This is a genomic window from Pelomonas candidula, assembly GCF_043555985.1.
Lineage (GTDB): Bacteria > Pseudomonadota > Gammaproteobacteria > Burkholderiales > Burkholderiaceae_C > Pelomonas > Pelomonas candidula.
Genome location: NZ_JBIGIC010000001.1, coordinates 36,787 through 58,747, shown reverse-complemented (window position 1 = coordinate 58,747; position 21,961 = coordinate 36,787). Strand labels below are relative to the sequence as shown.

At 70.8% G+C, this 21,961-nt stretch carries 23 protein-coding genes and 1 tRNA gene; 12 read left to right on the top strand and 12 right to left on the bottom strand.

Features of this window, described 5'->3' with window-relative positions; genetic code table 11:
• The first annotated feature begins 6 nt into the window (after positions 1–6).
• Positions 7–1,293: an ABC transporter permease gene (locus ACG04R_RS00295; RefSeq protein ID WP_394405437.1), complete on the top strand. Its 1,287-nt coding sequence runs from the start codon at positions 7–9 to the stop codon at positions 1,291–1,293.
• Between the two features lie 14 nt (positions 1,294–1,307).
• Here the strand turns inward: ACG04R_RS00295 and ACG04R_RS00290 are convergent, their stop codons facing one another.
• From ACG04R_RS00290 to ACG04R_RS00275, 4 genes are all read right to left on the bottom strand, one after another.
• Entirely contained in the window at positions 1,308–1,613 is a 306-nt protein-coding gene (locus ACG04R_RS00290) for a hypothetical protein (protein WP_394405434.1), read from the bottom strand.
• A 69-nt stretch (positions 1,614–1,682) separates the two neighbouring features.
• Positions 1,683–1,961, bottom strand: a complete 279-nt coding sequence (locus ACG04R_RS00285; protein WP_394405433.1) for a hypothetical protein — start codon at positions 1,959–1,961, stop codon at positions 1,683–1,685.
• 133 nt (positions 1,962–2,094) lie between these two features.
• Positions 2,095–3,066 carry a hypothetical protein gene (locus ACG04R_RS00280; RefSeq protein WP_394405431.1) on the bottom strand — a complete coding sequence of 324 codons (972 nt, stop codon included), beginning with the start codon at positions 3,064–3,066 and terminating at the stop codon, positions 2,095–2,097.
• Between the two features lie 57 nt (positions 3,067–3,123).
• Positions 3,124–3,624 (bottom strand): YcxB family protein, encoded by a 501-nt coding sequence (locus tag ACG04R_RS00275; protein ID WP_394405429.1) that lies wholly within the window; start codon positions 3,622–3,624, stop codon positions 3,124–3,126.
• A gap of 329 nt (positions 3,625–3,953) precedes the next feature.
• On the opposite strand from ACG04R_RS00275, the gene ACG04R_RS00270 reads away from it, so the two are divergent.
• Entirely contained in the window at positions 3,954–5,231 is a 1,278-nt protein-coding gene (locus ACG04R_RS00270; RefSeq protein ID WP_394405427.1) for a hypothetical protein, read from the top strand.
• Here the strand turns inward: ACG04R_RS00270 and lepB are convergent, their stop codons facing one another.
• Positions 5,232–5,918 (bottom strand): signal peptidase I, encoded by a 687-nt coding sequence (gene lepB, locus ACG04R_RS00265; RefSeq protein WP_394405425.1) that lies wholly within the window; start codon positions 5,916–5,918, stop codon positions 5,232–5,234. It abuts the gene before it with no gap.
• 164 nt (positions 5,919–6,082) lie between these two features.
• On the opposite strand from lepB, the gene ACG04R_RS00260 reads away from it, so the two are divergent.
• Positions 6,083–6,715, top strand: coding sequence for a CPBP family intramembrane glutamic endopeptidase (locus ACG04R_RS00260; protein WP_394405423.1), 633 nt, complete (start codon positions 6,083–6,085; stop codon positions 6,713–6,715).
• A gap of 6 nt (positions 6,716–6,721) precedes the next feature.
• On the opposite strand, the gene ACG04R_RS00255 is transcribed toward ACG04R_RS00260, so the two are convergent.
• Positions 6,722–7,870 carry a GGDEF domain-containing protein gene (locus ACG04R_RS00255; protein ID WP_394405422.1) on the bottom strand — a complete coding sequence of 383 codons (1,149 nt, stop codon included), beginning with the start codon at positions 7,868–7,870 and terminating at the stop codon, positions 6,722–6,724.
• Positions 7,871–7,959: 89 nt separating this feature from the next.
• Here ACG04R_RS00255 and tsaB point away from each other — a divergent pair, with 89 nt between their 5' ends.
• The 5 genes from tsaB to ACG04R_RS00230 are packed head-to-tail and all read left to right on the top strand — an operon-like array spanning position 7,960 to position 13,162.
• Positions 7,960–8,652 (top strand): tRNA (adenosine(37)-N6)-threonylcarbamoyltransferase complex dimerization subunit type 1 TsaB, encoded by a 693-nt coding sequence (gene tsaB / locus ACG04R_RS00250; protein ID WP_394405420.1) that lies wholly within the window; start codon positions 7,960–7,962, stop codon positions 8,650–8,652.
• A 44-nt stretch (positions 8,653–8,696) separates the two neighbouring features.
• Positions 8,697–9,203 (top strand): ribosomal protein S18-alanine N-acetyltransferase, encoded by a 507-nt coding sequence (rimI, locus tag ACG04R_RS00245; RefSeq protein WP_394406483.1) that lies wholly within the window; start codon positions 8,697–8,699, stop codon positions 9,201–9,203.
• 28 nt (positions 9,204–9,231) lie between these two features.
• Entirely contained in the window at positions 9,232–10,014 is a 783-nt protein-coding gene (locus ACG04R_RS00240) for a uracil-DNA glycosylase (RefSeq protein WP_394405418.1), read from the top strand.
• Positions 10,011–12,086 (top strand): putative bifunctional diguanylate cyclase/phosphodiesterase, encoded by a 2,076-nt coding sequence (locus ACG04R_RS00235; protein ID WP_394405416.1) that lies wholly within the window; start codon positions 10,011–10,013, stop codon positions 12,084–12,086. Before ACG04R_RS00240 ends, ACG04R_RS00235 begins: the two co-directional genes overlap by 4 nt.
• Positions 12,083–13,162, top strand: coding sequence for a class I SAM-dependent methyltransferase (locus tag ACG04R_RS00230; protein ID WP_394405414.1), 1,080 nt, complete (start codon positions 12,083–12,085; stop codon positions 13,160–13,162). The genes ACG04R_RS00235 and ACG04R_RS00230 overlap by 4 nt, the downstream gene beginning before the upstream one ends.
• 231 nt (positions 13,163–13,393) lie before the next feature.
• Here ACG04R_RS00230 and ACG04R_RS00225 read toward each other — a convergent pair whose 3' ends face one another.
• From ACG04R_RS00225 to ACG04R_RS00210, 4 genes are all read right to left on the bottom strand, one after another.
• Positions 13,394–13,828, bottom strand: coding sequence for a VOC family protein (locus tag ACG04R_RS00225; protein ID WP_394405413.1), 435 nt, complete (start codon positions 13,826–13,828; stop codon positions 13,394–13,396).
• Positions 13,825–14,259 carry a DUF6970 domain-containing protein gene (locus tag ACG04R_RS00220; protein WP_394405411.1) on the bottom strand — a complete coding sequence of 145 codons (435 nt, stop codon included), beginning with the start codon at positions 14,257–14,259 and terminating at the stop codon, positions 13,825–13,827. Before ACG04R_RS00220 ends, ACG04R_RS00225 begins: the two co-directional genes overlap by 4 nt.
• Before the next feature lie 22 nt (positions 14,260–14,281).
• Positions 14,282–14,485 (bottom strand): hypothetical protein, encoded by a 204-nt coding sequence (locus tag ACG04R_RS00215; protein ID WP_394405409.1) that lies wholly within the window; start codon positions 14,483–14,485, stop codon positions 14,282–14,284.
• A 151-nt stretch (positions 14,486–14,636) separates the two neighbouring features.
• On the bottom strand, positions 14,637–16,871 hold the full coding sequence (locus ACG04R_RS00210; protein ID WP_394405407.1) for a C1 family peptidase: 2,235 nt from the start codon (positions 16,869–16,871) through the stop codon (positions 14,637–14,639).
• 136 nt (positions 16,872–17,007) lie between these two features.
• Here ACG04R_RS00210 and ACG04R_RS00205 point away from each other — a divergent pair, with 136 nt between their 5' ends.
• A complete protein-coding gene (locus tag ACG04R_RS00205) occupies positions 17,008–17,916 on the top strand; it encodes a rhamnan synthesis F family protein (RefSeq protein ID WP_394405405.1) in 909 nt (302 codons plus the stop codon).
• Positions 17,917–17,933: 17 nt separating this feature from the next.
• Here the strand turns inward: ACG04R_RS00205 and ACG04R_RS00200 are convergent, their stop codons facing one another.
• Both ACG04R_RS00200 and ACG04R_RS00195 read right to left on the bottom strand, forming a co-directional pair.
• Positions 17,934–18,506 (bottom strand): NnrU family protein, encoded by a 573-nt coding sequence (locus ACG04R_RS00200; protein WP_394405403.1) that lies wholly within the window; start codon positions 18,504–18,506, stop codon positions 17,934–17,936.
• Positions 18,507–18,525: 19 nt separating this feature from the next.
• Positions 18,526–18,990: an Lrp/AsnC family transcriptional regulator gene (locus ACG04R_RS00195; protein ID WP_394405401.1), complete on the bottom strand. Its 465-nt coding sequence runs from the start codon at positions 18,988–18,990 to the stop codon at positions 18,526–18,528.
• A 121-nt stretch (positions 18,991–19,111) separates the two neighbouring features.
• Between ACG04R_RS00195 and ACG04R_RS00190 the strand changes: the two genes are divergently transcribed.
• From ACG04R_RS00190 to ACG04R_RS00180, 3 genes are all read left to right on the top strand, one after another.
• The gene (locus ACG04R_RS00190) at positions 19,112–20,206 is read left to right on the top strand and encodes a saccharopine dehydrogenase family protein (RefSeq protein WP_394405400.1); all 1,095 of its coding nucleotides are present in this window, start codon (positions 19,112–19,114) and stop codon (positions 20,204–20,206) included.
• Positions 20,207–20,220: 14 nt separating this feature from the next.
• Positions 20,221–21,732 carry an L-piperidine-6-carboxylate dehydrogenase gene (gene amaB / locus ACG04R_RS00185; protein ID WP_394405399.1) on the top strand — a complete coding sequence of 504 codons (1,512 nt, stop codon included), beginning with the start codon at positions 20,221–20,223 and terminating at the stop codon, positions 21,730–21,732.
• 54 nt (positions 21,733–21,786) lie between these two features.
• Positions 21,787–21,871 (top strand) — tRNA-Leu (locus tag ACG04R_RS00180).
• Positions 21,872–21,961: the final 90 nt, after the last annotated feature.

Below are 21,961 nucleotides of genomic sequence, written 5' to 3'. Positions count from 1 at the left end.
CCGACCATGCAAGCCTTGCTCGCCCTTGTCCGTGCAGAGATCAAGCTGCACTTCTCCAACCGCCGCGCGCTGCTGTTCAGCATCGTCGCGCCCATCCTCATCGCTGCGTTCTTCGGCAGCCTGTTCGGCGGCAGCAGCAAGATGGCCGGCATCGCCGTCGGCGTCGTCGACCAGGACGGCAGCCCGCTGTCGCAGCGCGTCGTCGCCGCGCTGCAGGCCGAGCCGTCGCTGAAGAGCAGCGTCGGCACCGAGCCGGAACTGCTGGCCCAGGTGCGCGCCGGCAAGCTGCGCGCCGTGGCCGTGCTGCCGAAGGGGCTGGGCGAGCAGGCCGGCCGTGCGTTGTTCGGCGCTGGCAGCAAGCCCGAGATCGCGCTGCACTTCGACCCCTCGCAGGCCAGTGCGCTGGCCGTCGTGCGCGGGCTGCTGGCGCAGACCGTCATGCAGGAGGTCAGCCGCACCAGCTTCAGCCCCGCGGCGCTGGACGACCTGCAGCGCCAGGTGAGGGAATCGACCCGGCTGCCCGCCGAGCAGCGCGACGCCTTCGCGAAGATGTTCGACGCCATCGGCACGGTGCGGCGCATCGACGGCGAGGCGTCCGGCGCGTCGGCGCCACAGGGCGGCGGTGGCCTGTCCATGCCCTACACGACGCGCGAGATCGAGGCCGTGCAGTCCACGGCCAACGCGGCGCCGGTGGCCTACAACAGCTACGCGCACTCCTTCGCCGGCATGGGCGTGCAGTTCATCCTGATGGCCGGTGTCGACATGGCCGTGGGCCTGCTGCTGATGCGCCGGCTGGGCCTGTGGAAGCGGCTGCGTGCCGCGCCGCTGTCGCGCACCCAGCTGCTGGGCAGCCGCGTGGCCGCGAGCACGGTGATCTCGCTGGTCGTCTTCGCCGTCATCTACGCAGTGGCCATCGCCGCTTTCGGCGTGCGCGTGCTCGGCAGCCCGGTCGGCTTTGTGCTCGTGCTGGCCAGCTTTGCGCTGCTGACGGCCAGCTTCGGCCTGCTCGTTGCTGCCCTGGGCCGCACGCCGGAAGCCACGCGCGGCCTCGCCATCCTGGCCACGCTGCTGATGGTCATGCTGGGCGGCGCCTGGGTGCCGTCCTTCATCTTCCCGGAGTGGCTGCAGACGGTGTCGCTGGCCGTGCCGACACGCTGGGCCGTGGACGCGCTGGATGCGATGACCTGGCGTGGCCAGCCGTTCTCCGCCGCACTGCTGCCCAGCGCCGTGATGCTGGGCTTCAGCGCGGTGTTCATGGTGGTGGCGATCTGGCGGTTCCGGTGGGAGGAGTGAAGTCCGACAGCCTCCTAGCTGCAGTCGACCTTGGCCGCACCACACAGCGTGACGCCCCATTTGAGCTCGATGGACTCGCTGCTGGGCCGCTTGTTGTGGTACTGGCAGAAGGGAATGATCCACGGCGTGCGCTTGTCGCCGTCGTCTTCGCGGACATGTGCGCCCACTTCGACGACATTCCCGCAGCCCTTGGCGCAGCACTTGTCGGGCAGCGTCATGCCTGTCCCGCGTTCCCAATGCGCCAGCCAGGTCTTGGTGCCGGTCGTGCACACGCATTTGCGACCGGACGTGCCGTCCATGTTCTTGACGAAGTCACCCATTGGAATGCTCCCGTTGCGAAGGCCGATGTCGCCGTTCCGCCGGCGGCGGCCGAACGGTTCGGGGGGCTGTCAGGCGCGCGATGCCTCATGGCTGCGCGTCGCAGCGGCCCCGTCTCCGTTCAGACGACATTCGAGCTCCCGCTGCGACAGCACCGCCGCCGTGTAGCGGGAGGCGTTCAGCAAGCGCATGACGCCGCGCCGTGCCCGGCCGGCGAGTTGTTCGGTGGCGTAGGGCCCCAGCAGCTTGTCAGGATGCTGGCCGCGCGCGTCGACGACCGCGATCCAGTGAGGTGCATCGCCAAGGCTGCCGACGGCGGTGTGCGGCGTGTTGGTCAGAACGACGTTCATTCGGGTCTCCGTGCAGGCCGCCGCGGTGCGAGGTGCTCCGGGCTTCAGCTGCGTTGCGGCTGAGTGTCGAGACCGCCTGTGAGGTCCGTATGAGGTCTGTGTGAAGTGCTGGGCCGCGTCGCGTAGAAGCCGCTCAGGCCATTGGCCGGATGTCGTCCAGCGCCTTCGATTCGGCGTCGTGCAGCGCCACGAGCGCCAGTAGATCGGGATCGTCGGCGCCACCGCCCAGCGTCTGGACGTAGCGGCACGCCGCGTAGGCTTCGGCCTCGCGTTCATAGCGCCTGACCCAGGCCTCGCGGGCCGGCAGGCGCTCCGGGCGGACGGGCCACACGCCGGGGCGGGGCTTGAGGTGGTCGGCGATGCCGATGCGCCAGGGCTTGGCACTCAGGCGGGCGCGGAAGCAGTGCTGGTTCAGGCACATGCGGGCGTAGAGCGGGTCGGCGCCGATGGCCTTGAAGAAGTCCTGCGTCTGCGGCCCGGAGGCCGCAAAGCGTGCGTGCGTTTCGATCAGGCGCAGGCCGGCAGGCGTGCGGTAGAGGCGCACGCGCCAGTCGGTGCGGTTGGCCAGGAAGGCGTCGATGCGGCCCCGGGCGCGCCCTTCGCTCTCGTCCGTGCGGCGCCCGGCCAGGCCGTGGGTCACGACGCTGCCGAGCAGATAGCTGCCGATGGCGGCGATGACGCCGATCACCCCGACGCCGAGCGAGAACAGCACGCCCAGGCTCACGCAAACCAGCAGCAGTTGCAGGCCCGCACGCTGCACCGCGGGCGGCCGGGTGGAGAAGTCCACATCCGCGATCAGCAGGTCGGGCACGTTCAGGCAACGTGCGCCGTAGGTGTTGCGCGTGATGACCGCCGTGCCATGCCGCGCCAGCACTTCCTCGCGGATGGGCAGGCCCTGGGCGCCGTTGTAGGTGAGCTTGAGTTCGCGGCGCGGCACGTTCTCGCCACGGGCCGCTCGCTGCGCCGCCTCGGCCACGCGCAATTCGGCCTGGGCCTGCGCGTCGGCGGCGCTCGCGTCCGACCAGCCGAAGCGCCGCAGCGTCATGTCGCGGCCCTTCACGCGCACGGTGGTGCGCGCCTCGGCCCAGTGGTCCGGAACAATCATGGGGTCTCCCTGCCTGCCGCGACCCTGAGCGCGACGCGGCGCGAGCGTAGCAAGCCGCTACGGGCGCGGCACGATGGACGCCGCCCAGCGCTCGAAGCGTTGCCGCTCTTCATCGCTGAAGCAGCGGTAGGGCAGGGGCATCGCGCCGCTGGCCTTGCGGACCAGATAGCCGCGGCTCAGGGGATACACGGCCAGCACGTCGCCCCAGGGCAGCGCCAGGGGCTGGCGGCGGCTGTGGCGGGTCAGGCCGTGCTCGTCGACGCTGAAGCGGCAGTCGCCGATGGCGAGCTTCTTGAAGAGAAATACCGGCGGAACCAGCACGGCCAGCATCAGCCGCGTGCCGAAGCCGATGCGCTCGCATGGCTTTCCCCGCTCGCGCAGCGCTATCGGAATGAAGTCCGCGACGATGGACAGGTATTCGCGCAGGCCGTAGCTCACGGTGAACCGGATGGCCGCGTCGGGTGGTCGTGGGTGCCGAACTTCCCGCAGCGATGTCGACGCGATCGAGTCGCGCTGCTCGGTCCGGACGGTGAGCTCCGCGACGGGACGCGAATCCACGACCGGTCGGGGGTGGCAGAAGAAGAACATGCCGTTGAGTTGAGGGTGCAGGGGTTCAGAACAAGTCAGGGTTCACCCGCGTTCCGCCGCAGCCCGCCCCGCTCGCGTGGCATAGCACGGCGCCGTCCGGCACGTACGGCGCGAACAGGTCGTGGTGGAGGGCGGCGAACTGCTCGCCCTGCCAGCCTGTCGAAACGAATCGGGTCGTGGCGCTGCATGGCCATGGATCTCAGGCGCCACACCCTGGGCCGAACGGCTGGTTCCCGCGTCGCACGGCCTGTCACATGAGCTGCGCATAGTCTGTGGATCGCATTTCCCCGGAGACGACCATGAACCTGGCCCGCGCCGCCCTGTCCACCCTTGTCGCCGCCGCGCTCGGCGCCGTCGCCCTGCAGGCCCATGCCGTCGACCAGACGCTGCCGGGCGCCGGCAATGCGCAGGCCGACCTGACTGCCGCCGCATCGCCGCGCGTGCGGGAGGCCCATGATTTCCTGCTGCGCCAGGCGCGGCAGATCAAGAGCCGCGCGCTGCGCGAGGCCACGCTGGACCTGCTGGGCAACCGCGGCTTCTGCGTGCGCTCCCGCGTCGGCGTCGACGACGCGACGAAGGCGGCGCTGCTGGCCCAGCTGACCGCGGCCGGCCTGATCAATCCCGCGGACGACGCGAGCTTCCCCGGCGGGCTGAGCGCCGGCGTCTTCCCGCCCGTGCTGGCGGCCCAGACGACCTGCCCGCGCCTGCCGATGGCTTTCGACGCCGCGCCGGGCAGCGCCTTCACCAGCCACCATGGCTATCCGGGCGGCCTGCCCATCCACGAGGCCAACAACCTGCGCGCCGGGTTGGGCCTGGCCGACGGCTATCGCAAGAGCTACCGCGGCGCCGATGCCGACGACGGGCACGGGCACGACGACGAAGACCCGCGCTGGATGCGCTCGCCCTTCTTCATCGATCAGGACATCGTCATCGCCGCGCCGATCTGGCACGACTGGGCCAAGACCCTCGTGTTTCAGTGGGCGGCGGACGGCTCCGAGTTCAAGGAGCTCTCCTTCGGCGGCACGCCCGCCAACGGCACGGCCACCGGTGGCCACCACATCCTCAGCATTGCCGAGTCGATGAAGCGCGCGCTGCCGCCGGCCTTCGTCATCGCCCAGGCCTCGGCGCACAGCAACCCGACGCTGGGCAACGAGTTCAAGGTGGTGGCCTGGTTGCGGGCGGCCGGCATCCTGGCCCAGGTCGACCCCGTCGCCGCCGGCTACCTCGTGCAGGACAGCCAGGGCTTCCACCTGCCGCCGCTGCGCAAGCTGGCCGATGGCTTCGACCTGGTCGGCGCCGGCCAGACCAACCTGCTCGCCGAGTACACCATCCACAACCTGTCGGACGGCGACTTCACGTTCTCGATCCCGGCCGCGGGCGACGCGGCCCTGCTGATCGCCAAGCTCGCGCCGGGCTATGGCTTCGACCCCGCCAACGTGGCCGTCTACAACACGCAGTTCCGCAACCCGGTGTTCGCCCACATCAGCCAGGAGCGCATCCTGGTGCTGTACGGCAACGGCGGCCTGGCGGCGGTGCAGGCCGAGCTGGACGCGCTGCGCGCACGGCACGGCTTTTGACTACCGGATCGCCGTCAACCAGCGATCGAAGCGCGGTGCCATCCGCCAGCCGTCCTCGCCCAGCCAGTCGGCGGCCACCAGCACGTGGTGGGCGCGGCCGATGAGCTTCTCGCGCGGCACGGTGCCGATGAAGCGCGAGTCCTCGCTGTTGTCGCGGTTGTCGCCGAGCAGGAAGTACTGGCCTGCCGGCACGGTGATCTCGGCCATGTCGCGGCGCGCGTTGACGGTGGGCAGGAACTGCACGACGTGCGCGTGGCCGTCGAGCTCCTCGGTGGCGCGCACGGCGTCGACGACCCAACCGGGCGCCAACGTCTCGCCGCGCGTCTGCGCGCCGGTGTAGGCCAGCGGCCGGCCGTTCAGGATCAGCTGGTCGTCGTGCATCGCGACGCGGTCGCCCGGCAGACCGACGATGCGCTTGATGAGCCGCGTGCCGCCGGCCGGCGAGCTGAGCGTGACGACGTCGCCGCGCTGTGGTTCACCCAGCGGCATCAGCACGACGTCGGTCAGCGGCAGCTTGAGGCCATAGGCCAGCCGGTTGACGAGCACGACGTCGCCTTCCAGCAGCGTGGGCCGCATCGAGCCCGAGGGGATGGGGTTCCAGTCCGCCACGGCGGTGCGCAGCAACGCGAAGCTGAACAGGAAGAGGAGGAAGCCGCGGTTGTCGCGGAGGGTGCGTTTGAGGTTCATGGCCCGATGTTGGGCCGGTGGCGGCCCGGGCCGGGGGCCTGGCGGGCGAATGGCGGGGCGGCCCGCATGGACGGCGTGGCAGCCGGATGGATGGCGGCGCGGCGCTCCGCCCCTATGCTCGCGCCCCGGAGGGTTGCCGTCCGCATGACGGCACAGCACACCGCTTGCGCAAATCGACGCTTTCCCTGACCGAGGCCGGCATCGTCACGGCCATCTGCTTCGGCCTGTTCATCGTGTTCTCGTTCCAGGCGGTGGCTGCGGGCTTCCCCGAGGCCCGGTTCACGGACGAAGGCTTCTGCAGCCTCGTGGGCCTGGAGCTGGTGCTGGGGGCCGGCGCGCTCGCCTACCTGCGCCGGCGCCAGTTCGACATCCAGGCGCTCTACCCGGCGCCGACGCTGCGGGGCAGCCTGATCGGCCTGGCCGTCTTCGGCCTGAGCTGGGTGGCGGCCCAGCTCGTGGTGGCGTTGTTCCACACGCCGGGGCAGGCGGACATGGTGGAGGTCTCGTTCGAGGACGTCTCGGCCTCGTCGGCCGTGCTGCTGGCGGTCGTCAACGGCAGCTACGAGGAGGTCTTCCTGCTCGGCGTGCTGGTGCGCGGCCTGCGCGGCTTCGGCCTGTCCGTCGCGATCGGCGTGCCGCTGCTGGTGCGGGTGCTGTACCACGTCTACCAGGGCCCGACGGGTGTCGTCGCGGTGGGCACGATGGGCCTGGTGATGACGCTGTCCTACGTCGCCACTGGCAAGCTGTGGCCGGCCGTGCTGGCCCACATCCTGCTGGACATCGCACCGATGCTGTGAGCGGCGTCAGCCGGCGGCGGCCGTGACGACGCGGTTGCGGCCGGCTTCCTTGGCCTCGTAGAGCGCGCCGTCCGCGCGGCGGATGACGGCCTGCAGGTCGCGGTCGGCCGGGCCGTACTCCGACACGCCGATGCTGACCGTCACGCGAATGCCCGGGCCCGACGCCGCCACGCGCGACGCGACGCGCTCGGCCAGCTGCGCGGCGTCGTGCAGCCGCGTGCGGGGCAGCAGCACGCAGAACTCCTCGCCGCCCCAGCGGCCCACCAGGTCGTCGCCGCGCAGCGCGGCGCGCAGGCTGGCGGACACGGCCTGCAGCACGCGGTCGCCCTGGGCATGGCCGTACTGGTCGTTGACGGCCTTGAAGTGGTCCACGTCCACCATCATCAGCGCGTAGCCGGCCTTGCCCTGCAGCGCGTCGGCATGCTCGTTCTCCAGTTGCAGCAGCAGGCCGCGGCGGTTCAGCGCCCCGGTCAGCTCGTCGGTCTTGGCCTGCTGGCCCAGCCGGTGAAGCACGCGGCCGACGACGAGGCGGATGTGGACCAGGTTCATGAGGCCGCCGATGAACAGCACGGCGATGGCGAAGGGGATGTTGGCGTGGCCGGGTGCGTCGATGGAGATCTTGGTCGTCGAGCCGATCAACAGCGCCTGCACGCCGCGCACCAGCAGCGCGGTGGCCAGCAGGCTATAGCCCGCCGCCGCCACCGGCGCGAAGATGGGCGTGGCCGCGCGGCCGAGCCGCCACATCAGGTGGACGCTGGCCAGCATGAAGCCGGCGCAGCCGACGCAGACGACCGCGACGCGCACGCCGTGGCCGTTGTCGAGCAGGAAGCTCGCCGCGACGACGGCCGCCGCGGCACCCAGCGCGAGGGCGTCGTTGCGCAGCGGCAGTCGGCGGCCCCAGTGCAGCGCCAGCCCGCGGTGCTCCATCATGGATGCGGCGACGATGAGCAGGTCGGCCAGGTTGCGAGGCGCGCTGCCGCTGTCCCAGGGCGGCACGAACAAGGCCAGCCCCGCCGCCAGCAGGAACCAGAACAGCGCGAAATGCCCCTCCACGCCGCGCGGCCGCCGCGTCATGCGCGCCGTCATGGCCCAGACCAGCGCATGCACGAAGAACTGCACCGAGACGAGCGCGATCAGCAGGGGTTGCGGGGACAAGGGTCGGAACTGGCGGGATGGCGAAGGCCGCAGTGTGGCCCATCGTTGAAGGCCGCAGGGCGGGCGTACCCCAACGGTAAACTGCCTTAATGCCCCATCTGCTTGCGCTCGACAGCTCCACCGACACGATGGCCCTGGCCCTCGTGACGCCGGGGCAGACGAGGGTGTTCGAGGCCGCGGGCGGCGCCCAGGCCTCGGCGCGGATGCTGCCGGAGGTCAAGGCCTTGCTGGCCGGAGCCGGCGTGCGCATGAGCGAGCTGGACGCCATCGCCTTCGGCCAGGGCCCCGGCGCCTTCACAGGCCTGCGCACGGCCTGCGCGGTCGCGCAGGGCCTGGCCTTCGGGCTGGACAAGCCCGTGCTGGCCGTGGACAGCCTGATGCTGGTGGCCGAGGACGCACGCGCCCAGGGTGCGGGCGACGACATCTGGGTGGCGATGGACGCGCGCATCGGCGAGATCTACGCCGCCCACTACCGCTGGACGGACGGCGCCTGGGCGGTCGTCGAGGCACCGGCGCTCTACGCCCCCGCGGTGCTGGCAGCCCACTGGGGCCGGCCGGCCGCCGTGGCCGGCACGGCGCTGACCGAATACGCCGCCGCGCTGGGAGACCTGCCGAATGCCTGGCCGCAGACCCGCTCCCGCGCCGCCGCCCTGGGCGCGCTGGCGCTGGCCACCTGGCAGCGTGGCGACACGCGCGACGCCGCCGAGGCGCTGCCCGTCTACGTGCGTGACAAGGTGGCGCTGACGACGGCCGAGCGAGAGCAGAAGGCGGCGCTTTCGTGAACGCCCAACTCGATCGCGCCCAGCCGCTCTGGGAGGCGCAGCCCATGCGCGTGCCCGACCTGACCGAGGTCATGGCCGTCGAGCGCCAGGCCTACCCGGTGCCGTGGACGCATGGCAACTTCGTCGACTCGCTGGCCGCCGGCTACCCGGCCGAGGTGCTGCGTGGGCCGCGCGCCCAAGCCGGCGCCGGGCCGTCCCAAGCGGGCCTGACGCCCTTGGGGGGCGCAGCCCGGCCCTGGGGGCACACGGAATTGCTGGGCTACTGGGTGGCAATGCCGGGTGTGGATGAGCTGCACCTGCTCAACATCACCGTCGTGCCGGCCTGGCAGGGGCGCGGCCTGGCCGTGGCCATGCTGGACCGGCTGGTCGCCACCTGCCGCGAGCGCGGCCTCACGCAGCTGTGGCTGGAGGTGCGCGTCAGCAACGAGCGCGCCCGCCACGTCTACGAGCGCTACGGTTTCGTCGAGGTCGGCAGGCGCCGTGCCTACTACCCGGTGCCGCAGGGGCCGCGCGAGGACGCGGTGCTGATGAGCCTGCCGGTGGCGGTCTGACATGGGCTGGGACGAGAGACAACGGGCCATGCTGGCCGAGATGGGGTTCCGCTTGCCGGCCGTGCGTGCGGCCGGGTCCGTCGCGGCCGAAGAGGTCGACGCGCCGGCCGAGGTCGCCGCCGAGCATCCGGTCGCGCCGCCTGCCGTGGCCCGTGCGCCGGTCGCCATGCCGCCGCTGACTGCCCCCGTCGCTGCGCCGGCGCCCCGCATCGCCGCACCGGCCGGTTTCGCCGGCCTGGACGCGCCGGCACTGCGCGACGCCGTTGCCGGCTGCCGCGCCTGCGGCCTGTGCGAGCAGCGCCGCAACGCCGTCTACGGCAACGGTGCGCTGCAGCAGGCCGACTGGCTGATCGTCACCGACCCGCCCGACGACGCCGACGACGCGGCCGGCGACGCGCTGACCGGCGATGCCGGCCGGCTGCTGGACCGCATGCTGCTGGCCGCCGGCCAGAGCCGGGTGGCCGGCAAGAACGGGGAGGCGCCCACCGCCTTCGTGACCCCCATCATCAAGTGCCGCCCGCCGCGCGGCCGCGCGCCGCAGCCGGCCGAGCTGGACGCCTGCGAGGCCGTGCTGGCCCGCCAGGTCGAACTGCTGCGCCCGCGCCTCGTGCTGGCCCTGGGCCTGCAGGCCGCGCGCCGGCTGACCGGCCTGGCCGAACCGCTGGGCAAACTGCGTGGCCACGCGCATTCGTGGGGTGGCTTGCCCGTGGTGGTCACCTACCATCCCGCCTACCTCCTGCGCTCGCCCGCCGACAAGGCCGGCGCCTGGGACGACCTCTGTCTGGCCCGCCGGACGCTGACTTCTTCGTGACCGCCCTCAACGAATCCGACCTCGAACGCCAGGCCCTCGATGCCGCGCGCTTTCGCATGCTGGCCGACCATGTGCCCGCGTGGATCGCGCTGTACGGCGCGGCCGACCACCGCTGCCAGTTCGCCAACCGAGGCTATGCCGAAGCCTTCGGGCTGACGCAGCAGTCCATCGTCGGCAAGCACTTCAGCGAGATCGTCGGCGCCGAGGCCTACGAGCAGGTCGGCCCGGCGGTCGAGCGGCTGGTGAGCACCTTGAAGCCGGTCGTCTACGAGCGCGAGCTGCAGCAGCCGGGCGGCGTGGAGGCCTGTTTCGAGATCCACCTGATCCCTCAGTTCGACGACGAGGGTGTGCTGCTGGGCAGCTGGGTGCTGGTCTACGACATCACCCGCCACCGCCGCGCCGAGCGGCGGCTGCGCGAGTCCGAGGCGCGGCTGGACAAGTTCATGCAGGCGACGATGGAGGGCATCCTCTTCCACCGCGACGGCTACATGACGGACGTCAACGAGCCGTTGTGCACGATGACCGGCTGGTCGGCCGGCGAGCTGATCGGCCGCCACGTGCTGTCCTACGTGACCGAGGACGAGCTGCCCAAGGTGCGTGAGGTCATGCTGCAGAACCAGGAGCTGCGCTACCAGACCGTCATCCGCCACCGCAACGGCGGGCGCATCCCGGTCGAGCTCATCATGCGCACGATGGAGCGCGACGGCGAGAAGCTGCGCATGGCCGTCGTGCGCGACATCAGCGACCGCCTCGCCAACGAGGCACGCATCCAGCACCTCGCCCACCACGACGCGCTGACGAGCCTGCTCAACCGCGCCGCCTTCATGGAGCGCATGGACGCGCTGCTCAAGCAGGCCGAGCGCCGCGGCGACATGCTGGCGCTGCTGTTCATCGACCTGGACAACTTCAAGCGCGTCAACGACTCGCTGGGTCATCTGGAAGGCGACCAGGTGCTGACGACGGTGTCCGAGCGCCTCGTCGGCGCGCTGCGCGGCAGCGACCTCATCGGCCGCTTCGGCGGCGACGAGTTCATCGTGCTGCTCAACGACCTGAACAGCCGAGCCGACATCGTCGTCGTGCTGGAGGCGCTGCTGTCCGTCGTCGAGGTGCCGGTGCGCGCCGACGGCCGGGCGCTGTCGGTCACGCCGTCCATCGGCGTCGCGGTGTTCCCCGACGACGGCCGCCAGGCGGACGAGCTCATCCAGCACGCCGACACGGCCATGTACCGCGCGAAAGCACGTGGACGCGCGACGTATCAGTTCTTCGAGCCGGCGCTGGCCGAGACGGCCTACGCCGATCTGGTGCTGGAGGCCGAACTGGCCCAGGGCCTCACGCGCAACGAGTTCGAGCTGTTCTTCCAGCCCCAGGTCGAGGCGACGACGGGCCAGCTCTCCGGCGCCGAGGCGCTGCTGCGCTGGCGCCACCCGCAGCGCGGCCTGCTGAGCCCGGATGCCTTCATCTTCGTCGCCGAGCGCCACCGCCTCATGCTCGCCTTGGGCGAGTGGGTGCTGGCCGAGGCCGCCCGCACCGCGCGGCGTTGGCGCGAGCAGGGCCTGACCCACGGCCACGGGCCGATGCGGATCGCCGTCAACCTGTCGCGCATGCAGTTCAACCTGCACGGCTTCGCCGACACGGTCAAGCGCGTGCTCGACGACGCCGGCGCCAAGGGCCAGTGGATGGAACTGGAGCTGACCGAGCGCATGCTGATGGATGACATCGCGCACGCGCCCGCCACGCTGGCGCAGCTGCGTGCGCTGGGGTTGACGGTGTCGGTGGACGACTTCGGCACTGGCTACACGTCGCTGGCCCACCTGACCGAGCTGCCGCTGGACAAGCTCAAGATCGACCAGGGCTTCACGGCCCGCCTGCCCGACGACGTCGGCGCGCAGGCCATCACGCGCGCCATCGTGCAGATGGCCGTGGGCCTGGGCCTGACCGTCACGGCCGAAGGCGTGCGCACGGCCGCACAGTGGCAGTTGCTCGCCGGCTGGGGCTGCCAGCAGCTGCAGGGCGAGCTGGTGGGGCTGCCGATGGCGTCGGCCGAGTTCGAAGCCTGGGTGCGCGCGCGATGAGCCTCGCGACCAAGATCCACGCCGAGATCGCGGCGGCCGGCGGCTGGCTGCCGTTCGACCGCTTCATGGCGATGGCGCTGTACGAGCCGGGCCTGGGTTACTACGCCGGTGGCCGGCGCAAGTTCGGCACCATGCCCAGCGAGGGCTCGGACTTCGTGACCGCACCGGAAATGTCGCCACTGTTCGGCCGCGCTTTGGCGCGCCAGGTCGCGCAGGCGATGGCCGTCAGCGGCTGCCGCGATGTCATCGAGTTCGGTGCCGGCTCCGGCGCGCTGGCGGCCCAGCTCATCGCCGAGCTGGATGCGCTGGACGCCGGTCTGGCGCGCTACCGCATCGTCGAGCTGTCGGCCGAGCTGCGCGAGCGCCAGCGCGAGCGGCTGTCGCACTGGGGCGACCGCGTCGAGTGGCTGGACACGTTGCCTGACGAGATCGAGGCCGTCGTCGTCGGCAACGAGGTGCTGGACGCGATGCCAGTGCAGCTCATCGCCTTCGACGGCCAGGTGTGGCGCGAGCGCGGCGTCATGTCGGCCGGCGAGGGCTTTGTGTTCGCCGATCACGACAGCATGCTGAGGCCGCCACTCGATACCGGCTTCGTGCCGGGCACCGTCACCGAGATCCATCCGCAGGCCGAGGCCTTCACGCAGACGCTGGCGCGCAAGCTCAAGAAGGGTGCGGCGTTCTTCCTCGACTACGGTTTCCCCGAGGCCGAGTACTACCACCCGCAGCGCCGCGGCGGCACGCTGATGTGCCACCAGGGCCACATGGCCGACCCGGACCCGCTGGTGGCCGTGGGCGACAAGGACATCACGGCCCACGTCAACTTCACCGGCATCGCGCTCGCGGGTCAGGACGCCGGCCTCGTCGTGCTGGGCTACACCAGCCAGGCAAATTTTCTTTTGAACTGCGGCATCGCCGAGCTGCTGGGCGGCGCGTCGCTGGCCGAGCGCGCGATGGCGCACCGGTTGCTGGCCGAGCACGAGATGGGCGAGCTGTTCAAGGTCATCGGCTTCGCCCCGATCGACGCGCCGTTCGACGCCTTCGGTTTCGAGCGCGGCGACCGGTCACACAAGCTGTAGCCCCTCGCCTGGTCTTGCGCCGGCTGAACGCCGGCAAGTCCAGTCGGTCCCCCGAGGGGACGGCGATGCAAGCGGCATCGAGCCGCTTGCACATCGCCAACCGGGCCGGCTCGGTGAACTGGAGTCGGACACAAGCAGTCCCTGCGGACTGCTTGTGCCTACGACAGGCCAAGGGCCTCTGGCCCTTGGCAGCCCAGCGCTCGGCCCGAATACGAGTGGAGTGTTAGCGGCTCACCAGCTGCCGACGTTGGGCATCGAGGTCCACGGCTCGGCCGGCGCCAGCGCGGCGCCGCGCTGCAGCAGCTCCACCGAGATGCCGTCCGGCGAGCGCACGAAGGCCATGCGGCCGTCGCGCGGCGGGCGGTTGATCGTCACGCCGTGGTCGGCGAGCTTGCGGCAGGTGGCGTAGATGTCGTCCACGGCGTAGGCCACATGGCCGAAGTTGCGGCCGCCGGTGTAGACCTCGACCTGGCCGTTGGCGTCCGGCCAGTTGTAGGTCAGCTCGATCTGCGCGTCTTCGTCGCCGGGGGCGGCGAGGTAGACCAGCGTGAAGCGGCCGGCCTCGTGCTCGGAGCGCTTGACCTCGACGAGGCCGAGGGCGTCACGGTAGAACTTCATCGACGCGTCCAGGTCATGGACGCGAACCATGGTGTGCAGGTATTTCATGGCGAAGGATTTTCGCCGCTGTGGGTTTCCGCAACATGGCTGGGGTTGCTGGCCGCTGGGTCGGCCGGCTGCGGCCACAGGAGGCGTGAGACCCAGTGCGGGCAGCGGCCGTCGCCCTGGCCCGTGAAGCCGCCGGACGGCGCGCAGATGAAGCGGCCGTCGGCGTCGTAGAGCTTGTTGAACATGTCGCAGCAGGGCGATATGGACAGGTAGACGAGCCGGCCGTCCGGGCCCTTGTACGGGGTCATGCCGGCGAGCGCCTGGCGGGACACGGCGCCGGCGGCATGGAGCCCGTCCCGCACGACGAACTCCGGTTCGGGCGCCCGCGCCGGCGCGTCGCTGGAACCGGCGCTGCTGCAGGCTGCGGCGAGCAGGGCGATGGCGAGGCTCGCAATGCCGCGGGCAGAGGATGAGATGAGGCCCAGGCGCATGGCGGCGTCGTGTGCGTCGGTGTCAGGGCCGGTAGAAATAGGGCACGCCGCAGAGCAGGATGCCCACGCCGACCAGCAGCCAGACATTGGCGATGAAGTAGGGAAACACCATCAGCGCCAGGCCGCAGCACAGCGGCACCCAGGCCCGCTGCTTCTTGCCGTAGACGAAGTAGCCGGCGCCGATGGCGCCGAATAAGACGCTCCAGAGGAGGGTGGATGTGTCCATCGATTGCCTGGCCCGCGGCCAGTGCCCGGTTGGCCCTTGCGGGCGGAGCCGGCAGTGTCGCCGGGCGGCTCTCAAGCAAACGAAGGGCCGCTCCCGAGTTGCTTGCCCCCACGGGGGGGCCGGGCTGGGCGCAGCCCGGCCCTGGGGGTGCTCAGTAGTCCAGCCACTCCATCGGCGCGACGAGGGCTGACCCGCGGATGCGCTCCAGCGTGCCCGTCAGCACGTCGATGTTGTTGTCGAAGCTGCCGTGGCTGGCGGCGATCTGGTCGCCGGTCTTGGTGGTGCGGACCTTGGGCGTCGTGACCCGGTTCAGCAGCGTGCCGGCCGGCCAGAGCTTCTGCCAGGCCAGCACGTCGTCGTAGGCCGGGCCGGCCCACTGGTCCTCCTTCCAGGCCGGGTCCGGCTCGACGAGGGCTCGCTCCATGCCCAGCAACGGCTGCTTGCGGATGTCGTCCAGCGCGCGCGACACGAGGTAGAGCAGCGACTTGCCGTAGATGTCGCGTTCGGCCGTGGGCAGGCCGTCGGCGCGCTCGTTGGCATCCGTCAGCACGTGCAGGCGCAGCGCCTGCAGGGACAGCACGCCGGCCTGCTGGGCGGCGCCGTAGTGCTGCACGGCGAAGGCGCTGGAGCAGGCGGCGGCGTACAGCTCGCAGCTGGCCGCCGGCACGACGCTGGTGCCGCCGCTGCCGCCCAGGCGGCCCAGCAGATGGCCCAGCAGGATGGAGCCGGCGGAGTGGCCGATGAGGTGAATCTCCAGCGTCCTGCCGCTCTTGGCCAGCGTGTCGCGCAGTTCGCGCAGCATGCGGGCGGCGAGGTCCAGCACATGGCCGGGCGTGGCGCCGTCTTCGGCGTTCTCGCGCATCTCGCCCCAGATGCCGCGCGCGAACTGTCGGCCCACGGCCTCGATGGCGCGGTCCTTGGCCTCGGCAGCGGTTTCGCGCAGACGGTCCAGCCAGCCGGCGCTGCGGTCGCCGTCGACGACGCGGTGGGCCAGGTCCTCCAGCATGTCCATCAGCGTCTCGCCGGGGCCGGTCTTCCACGTGAAGAACAGCGGGTAGATGCCGTTGGCGAGGAAGTAGGGCGCCAGCACGCGGATGCGCTGGATGGAGTCGAGCTCGCTGTTGAGCCCGCCGTGGGCGTAGATCGCGAGCTTGACGGTCTTGTCCTTGCCGGCCTTGAACCAGGCCGCGGGCCGCTCGACGACGATCTCGCGCGCCAGGCCTTCGCGGTCGTCGCGGGCACGGGTGAAGTCGGTGGCCATCAGCTGGCCGTCGTTGCCCGAGACCAGCGTGTGCGTGTAGGCCTCGTCGGTGCGCAGCGGCTGGTAGGGCTGGTGTGCGAAGACGTGGTTGACGGGCCAGGGGTCGTCGCGCGGGTTGTCGTCGTTGCGCAGCGTGGCGCCGACGCCGGCCAGGCCGCCGCCGGCCATGACGCGGAAACCGCTGGCCGCGCGTGCGGCGGCCTGCGCGCCTTTCGCGCCCCTGGCCGCGGCGGCGCCATGGGCCTTCACGTCGGACAGGTCCTGAGGCACCCCCAGCGCGACGGCCCAGGCGTCGGTGCCGTTGGTGACCCAGTCTTCGTAGGGCAGCACGGCGAAGCCGCTGGCGCCCCAATCGGTGCCCCAGCTGTTCTGCACGACGAAGCCGCGGTCGTTGAAGCCGACGAGGGCGAAGGCGTGGCCTCCGGTGATCTTGGTCATGCGGCCGATGCGGGGCAGCTTGTCGTGGCTGTCGGGCAGGCCGGAGGTGTCCACGCCCCAGCCGTCGTGCACGCTGCCCGACACGTAGATGGCGCCGATCTCGTAGATGGCGGCCTGCATGTCGACGACGCTCTTGCGGTCGACGCGGTAGTAGACGCCCAGCGGCCGGCGCGTGGCGTCCTCGTCCCAGCCCGGCAGTGGCCGCTTGAAGGCGCCGCTCGGCGGGTAGGGCCACAGCGTGGACGAGCAGACACCGTGCTTGTGCCAACCCTTGAGCGCGCCGCGGCAGGAGGAGCCCTCGTAGTCCTGCCCGGGCCATTCGTCGTAGAGCTTGGCGAGCTCGTAGAACATGCGTGGGCTGACGAGGTCGGGCAGCTTGCTGCGCGGCGTGTCGAGGTGGCGCAGCCAGTAGAGGTAGTTGGTAACGCAGGCCAGGCCGAAGCCGGTGCAGGCGCCTTCGTTGCCCTGGTTGAGGATGCGGCCGGTCTTCACGTAGGCGGGCAGCAGCTTCTTCAGGTCGGCGTCCAGCGGCCAGCGCGGTGGCAGCGAGCGCAGCGGCGAGCGGTAGACCAGGTCGCGCAGGTCCAGCCGGTCGGGGCGGGCGTCGAGCGTGGGTGTGGGGGCGGTGTCGGCGGCGGCCTTCTTGGCGGTCTTTGCGGCTGCGGGCTTGCGGGATGGGGTGGCCATGGGGGTCTCCGGATGAGCGCAGGATGATGGCGCGTCGGCGCGGGCCGGGGTTGGTCGGCATGCGAGCCTGTCCCCAGATTGAAGGATGCCCTCGACGCGAGCCCGGCCGACTGCGACGGCCTGCCGCGCCCTTAGCATGGCAGCCATGCCGCCATCGAACCCGTCCGAGTCGCCCCCCGCCATTCCCGGTTTGATTCGCAACTGGACCTTTCAGCCCTCGCCGGTGCGCTGGTCGGAGCGGCTGCGCACGGCCAACCGGGTGCTGCGGCATGGCGGCCGCGCGCCCGCGTCGGCCACGCTGAAGCCGGCATCGCCGGCCGCGCGCTGGATGGTGTATTTCGTCTATGCGCCCGATGTCGAATTGACGGCCGGCCAGCGTTTCACGCTGGAGCGCCTGAGGGCGTTGGCGCTGCCCGTGCTGGTGGTGTGCGCCTGCCCGCGCGACGCTGCCGTGCTGCAGGTGCTGCGCGGGCTGTGCGATGCCCTGTTGTGGAAGGACCTGCCGGGCTACGACTTCTCGGCGTACCGGCTCGCCTTGTCCCACCTGGCGGCCCGGTCACCGGGCGCCGACGTGCTGGTGATGAACGACTCGGTTTACGGCCCGTTCTCGGACCTGCGCGAGGTGTTCGACACCGCGCCCTGGGCGCTGGCCGGCTTCACCGCCTCCAACCAGCGCGCGGCGCACATCCAGTCGTATGCCTTCCTGCTGCGCGACGTGCGGCCGGCGATGCTGCTGCGGCTGGCGCCGGTGCTGCTGCCGGGCGTCGCGTTCAACCAGTTCCGGCACGTTGTCGACCTGCAGGAAGCCCGCTTCGCCCGCGTTGCGGCGCGGTCGATGTCGGTCGGGGCGCTATGGTTCGGCGACGTGCAGGACGTGAGCGACCCCCCGCTCGCGCGCCCGATGGAGCTGCTCGACGCTGGCTTCCCCTTCCTCAAACGCTCATTGCTCGGCAAGCATCAAGGCCTCATCGAACGCGATGCGGTCCTGGCCCGCCTGGAGGCGCTCGGGCATCCGTTGCCAGTCAGCGCGGCCGAGCCGGCGTGACGCGGGGCCGCGGCTGATCAGCGCCCCAGCGGCGCGACGCCCAGCCACGCCGCGTGCAGCCAGAAGGCGATGAGGACCCACAGCGCCACGCCGATGACGACCGTGGTCGCCGTGCCCGCGGCGGTCGGCGCCGGGAGCACAGGCGCCGGGCGGCGCCGCGCTGCGCGGAACACGAGGATGGACCAGACGAGGAAGCTGCCGAACAGCATCACGTCGGCCAGCGAGTTGTTGGCCAGCAGGTGGGCGAAGGCCCAGACCTTGACCGCCAGCGTCATCGGGTGCTGCAGCTTGGCCTTGAAGTGGTTGCGCGGCACGTAGGCGGCGGCCATCAGCACCAGCGCGACGAGCATCAGCGCGGCCGCCGCGTGGTTCATGCCGGGGATGCGCGGCCACAGCGCGACGGTCTCGAGGCGCGCCTGCGAGTAGCCCCACACGATGAGCACGAAGCCGAGCAGCGACACCACCGTGTAGAAGCCTTTCCAGCCCTTCTCGCCCATGCGGGCGATCTGCGCGTCGCGCCAGCGCGGCATGACGGCGCGGGTCAGGTGGATGCTGAGGAAGAGGGCGAGGCCGAGGGAGAGCCAGCTCATCGGGGTCTTTCGTGTGGGTTCAGGTTTGCCGGTCGACGCGCAGCGCGAGGACGACGGAGCTGTTGGTGCGCAGCACGCCGTCGATGTCGCCGATCTCGTCGAGCAGCGCGTCGAGCCGGGCCGTAGTGTCGGCGCGCAGCAGCGCCATGTAGTCGAACTCACCGCTGACGGATGCGAGCTGGCGCAGTTCCGGCAGTTCTGATAGCCGCTTGACGACCTCGCGCCCGGCCTTGGGGCTGACCGTGATGCCGACGAAGGCCTGCACGCTGCGGCCGGCCTCGTCGCCGCCCAGCCGCGCCGTGTAGCCCACGATGCGCCCGCTGGCCTCCAGCCGCGCCAGCCGCGCGACGACGGTGGTGCGCGCCACGCCCAGCTTGCGCGCCAGCGTGGCCGTGCTCTCGCGGGCGTTGGCCTGCAGCAGCAGGATGAGCCGGCGGTCGAGGTCGTCGGCGGTCGGGGCGGGATTTACCCGTGCTTCATTCATAACGGCGAATCATCGCGACGATCCGACGAATCCACAATGTCTTTCGTCGAAGCATCGCTTTCTTTCGTCATCGGCCCTGCCTAGAGTCGGCGCCACGCAAGAACCTGCCTGGAGCCCTCCCATGAAGATCGCCCTGCTCGGCGCCGGCCATATCGGCCAGACCATCGCCCGCCTGCTGCACGCCACCGGTGACTACCAGGTCACCGTGCTCGACAAGAACCCCGCCTACCTGAAGACGCTGGCCGCCGAGGGCATTGCCACGGCCGAGGTCGACAGCGACCACCGCGGCGCGCTCGCCGCCCAGCTGCGCGGCAAGGACGCCGTCGTCAACGCGCTGCCTTACCACCTGGCCATCACCGCGGCCGAGCTGGCGCTGGAGTGCGGTTGCCACTACTTCGACCTGACCGAGGACGTGGCCGCCACCAAGGCCATCAAGGAGATGGCCAAGGGCGCCCGGACCGCCTTCATGCCGCAGTGCGGTCTGGCGCCGGGCTTCATCGGCATCGTGGCCCACCATCTGGCCAGCGGCTTCGACAGCGTGCGCGACGTGCAGATGCGTGTCGGCGCGCTGCCGGCCTTCCCGACCAACGCGCTGAAGTACAACCTGACCTGGTCGGTCGACGGCCTCATCAACGAGTACTGCCACCCCTGCGAGGCCATCCACGAGGGCGAGACCATCGCCGCGCTGCCGCTGGAGGGCCTGGAGCACTTCAGCCTGGACGGTACCGAGTACGAGGCCTTCAACACTTCCGGCGGCCTGGGCACGCTGTGCGAAACGTGGGCGGGCAAGGTCCGCAACCTGGACTACAAGACCGTGCGCTACCCCGGCCACCGCGACCTGATGCAGTTCCTGCTCGGCGACCTGGGCCTGAAGGGCGACCAGGGCAACCTCAAGGACATCATGCGCAAGAGCATGCCGGCGACGATGCAGGACGTCGTGCTGGTCTTCGTCACCGTGTCGGGCATGAAGAACGGCGTGCTGCTGCAGGAGGTGTTCGCGCGCAAGATCTTCGCGACTCGGGATGGCGCTCAGCCCTTGAGCGCCATCCAGATCACGACGGCCGCCGGCATCTGCGCCGCGGTGGATCTGTTCCGCGAAGGCAAGCTGCCGCAGAGCGGCTTCGTGCGCCAGGAGCAGGTCAGGCTGCCGGACTTCCTGGCCAACCGCTTCGGCTCGGCGTATCAACAGTCGCGTCAGGTCGAATCGATCTCGTGAGGACAATGTTCGCCATGAAGCAACAGACCCTTTCCCTCCTCGACGCTCTCGGCGTCCACCTGCCGGCGTCCGGCGACCTGACCGTGCGTTCGCCCATCGACGGCAGCGTGCTGGCCCAACTCCCCGCCGCCAGTGCCGCCGACATGCAGGCCGCCGTGGGCCGCGCGCACGAGGCCTTCAAGGCCTGGCGTGTCGTGCCGGCACCCAAGCGTGGCGAGCTCGTGCGGCTGTTCGGCGAAGAGCTGCGCGCGCACAAGGCGCAGCTGGCGCAGCTGGTGTCCATCGAAGCCGGCAAGGTGACCAGTGAAGGCCTGGGCGAAGTCCAGGAAATGATCGACATCTGCGAGTTCGCCGTCGGCTTGAGCCGTCAGCTGCATGGGCTGACCATCGCCAGCGAGCGCCCCGGCCACCGCATGATGGAGCAATGGCTGCCGCTGGGCGTCGTGGGCATCATCTCGGCGTTCAACTTCCCCGTTGCCGTGTGGGCCTGGAACTCGGCGCTGGCGCTGGTGGCCGGCGATGCCTGCGTGTGGAAGCCGTCGGAGAAGACGCCGCTGACGGCGCTGGCCACGCAGGCGCTTTTCGAGCGTGCCGTGAAGGCCTACCGCGCCGCCGGCCATGCCGCGCCCGACGGCCTTTCCGAGCTGGTCATCGGCCGCGCCGACGCGGGCGAGGCGATGGTGGACGATGCCCGCGTGGCGTTGGTCTCCGCCACCGGCTCCACCCGCATGGGCCGCGCCGTCGGTCCGCGCGTGGCCGCGCGCTTCGGCCGCTGCCTGCTGGAGCTGGGCGGCAACAACGCCATCATCGTGACGCCCAGCGCCGATCTGGACCTGGCCGTGCGCGGCATCCTGTTCGGCGCCTACGGCACGGCCGGCCAGCGCTGCACGACGACGCGCCGCGTCATCGTGCATGAGAGCATCCACGATGCGCTCGTCGAGCGCCTGGAGCGCGCCCGCGCGCAACTGCCCATCGGGTCCCCGCTGGAGCAGGGCACGCTGATCGGTCCGCTGATCGATGGGCAGGCGTTCGATGCGATGCAGGCTGCGCTGGCCGCCGCGCGCGAGCAGGGCGGCCAGGTCAGTGGCGGCGGGCGGGCGTTGGCCGACCGCTTTCCCGACGCCTGGTACGCCGTGCCGGCGCTGGTGCGCATGCCGGCCCAGACCGATGTCGTCTGCCACGAGACTTTCGCGCCCATCCTCTACACGTTGAAGTACTCGATGCTGGAAGAGGCGATCGAACTGCAGAACGGCGTGCCGCAAGGCCTGTCGTCGGCCATCTTCACGACGGACCTGCGCGAGGCCGAGGCCTTCATGAGCGCGGCCGGCAGCGACTGCGGCATCGCCAACGTCAACATCGGTACGTCGGGCGCGGAGATCGGCGGCGCGTTCGGCGGCGAGAAGGAGACAGGCGGCGGCCGCGAGAGTGGCTCGGACGCGTGGAAGGCCTACATGCGCCGCACGACCAACACCGTGAACTATTCGAGTGAATTGCCGCTGGCTCAGGGCGTGAAGTTCGACGTCTGATGCGACTTCATCGGGTGGCCTGAAAAACCAGGCTATACTGCGAGGCTCCTGAAAGCCCAGGTGGCGGAATTGGTAGACGCACTAGTTTCAGGTACTAGCGGGTAACTCCGTGGAGGTTCGAGTCCTCTCCTGGGCACCAAACAAAGAAAAAGGCCAGCACGAAAGTGCTGGCCTTTTTGCTTTGGCGCCCAGGAGAGGACTCGAAGGGCGTGTCGACGGGGACCGAGGA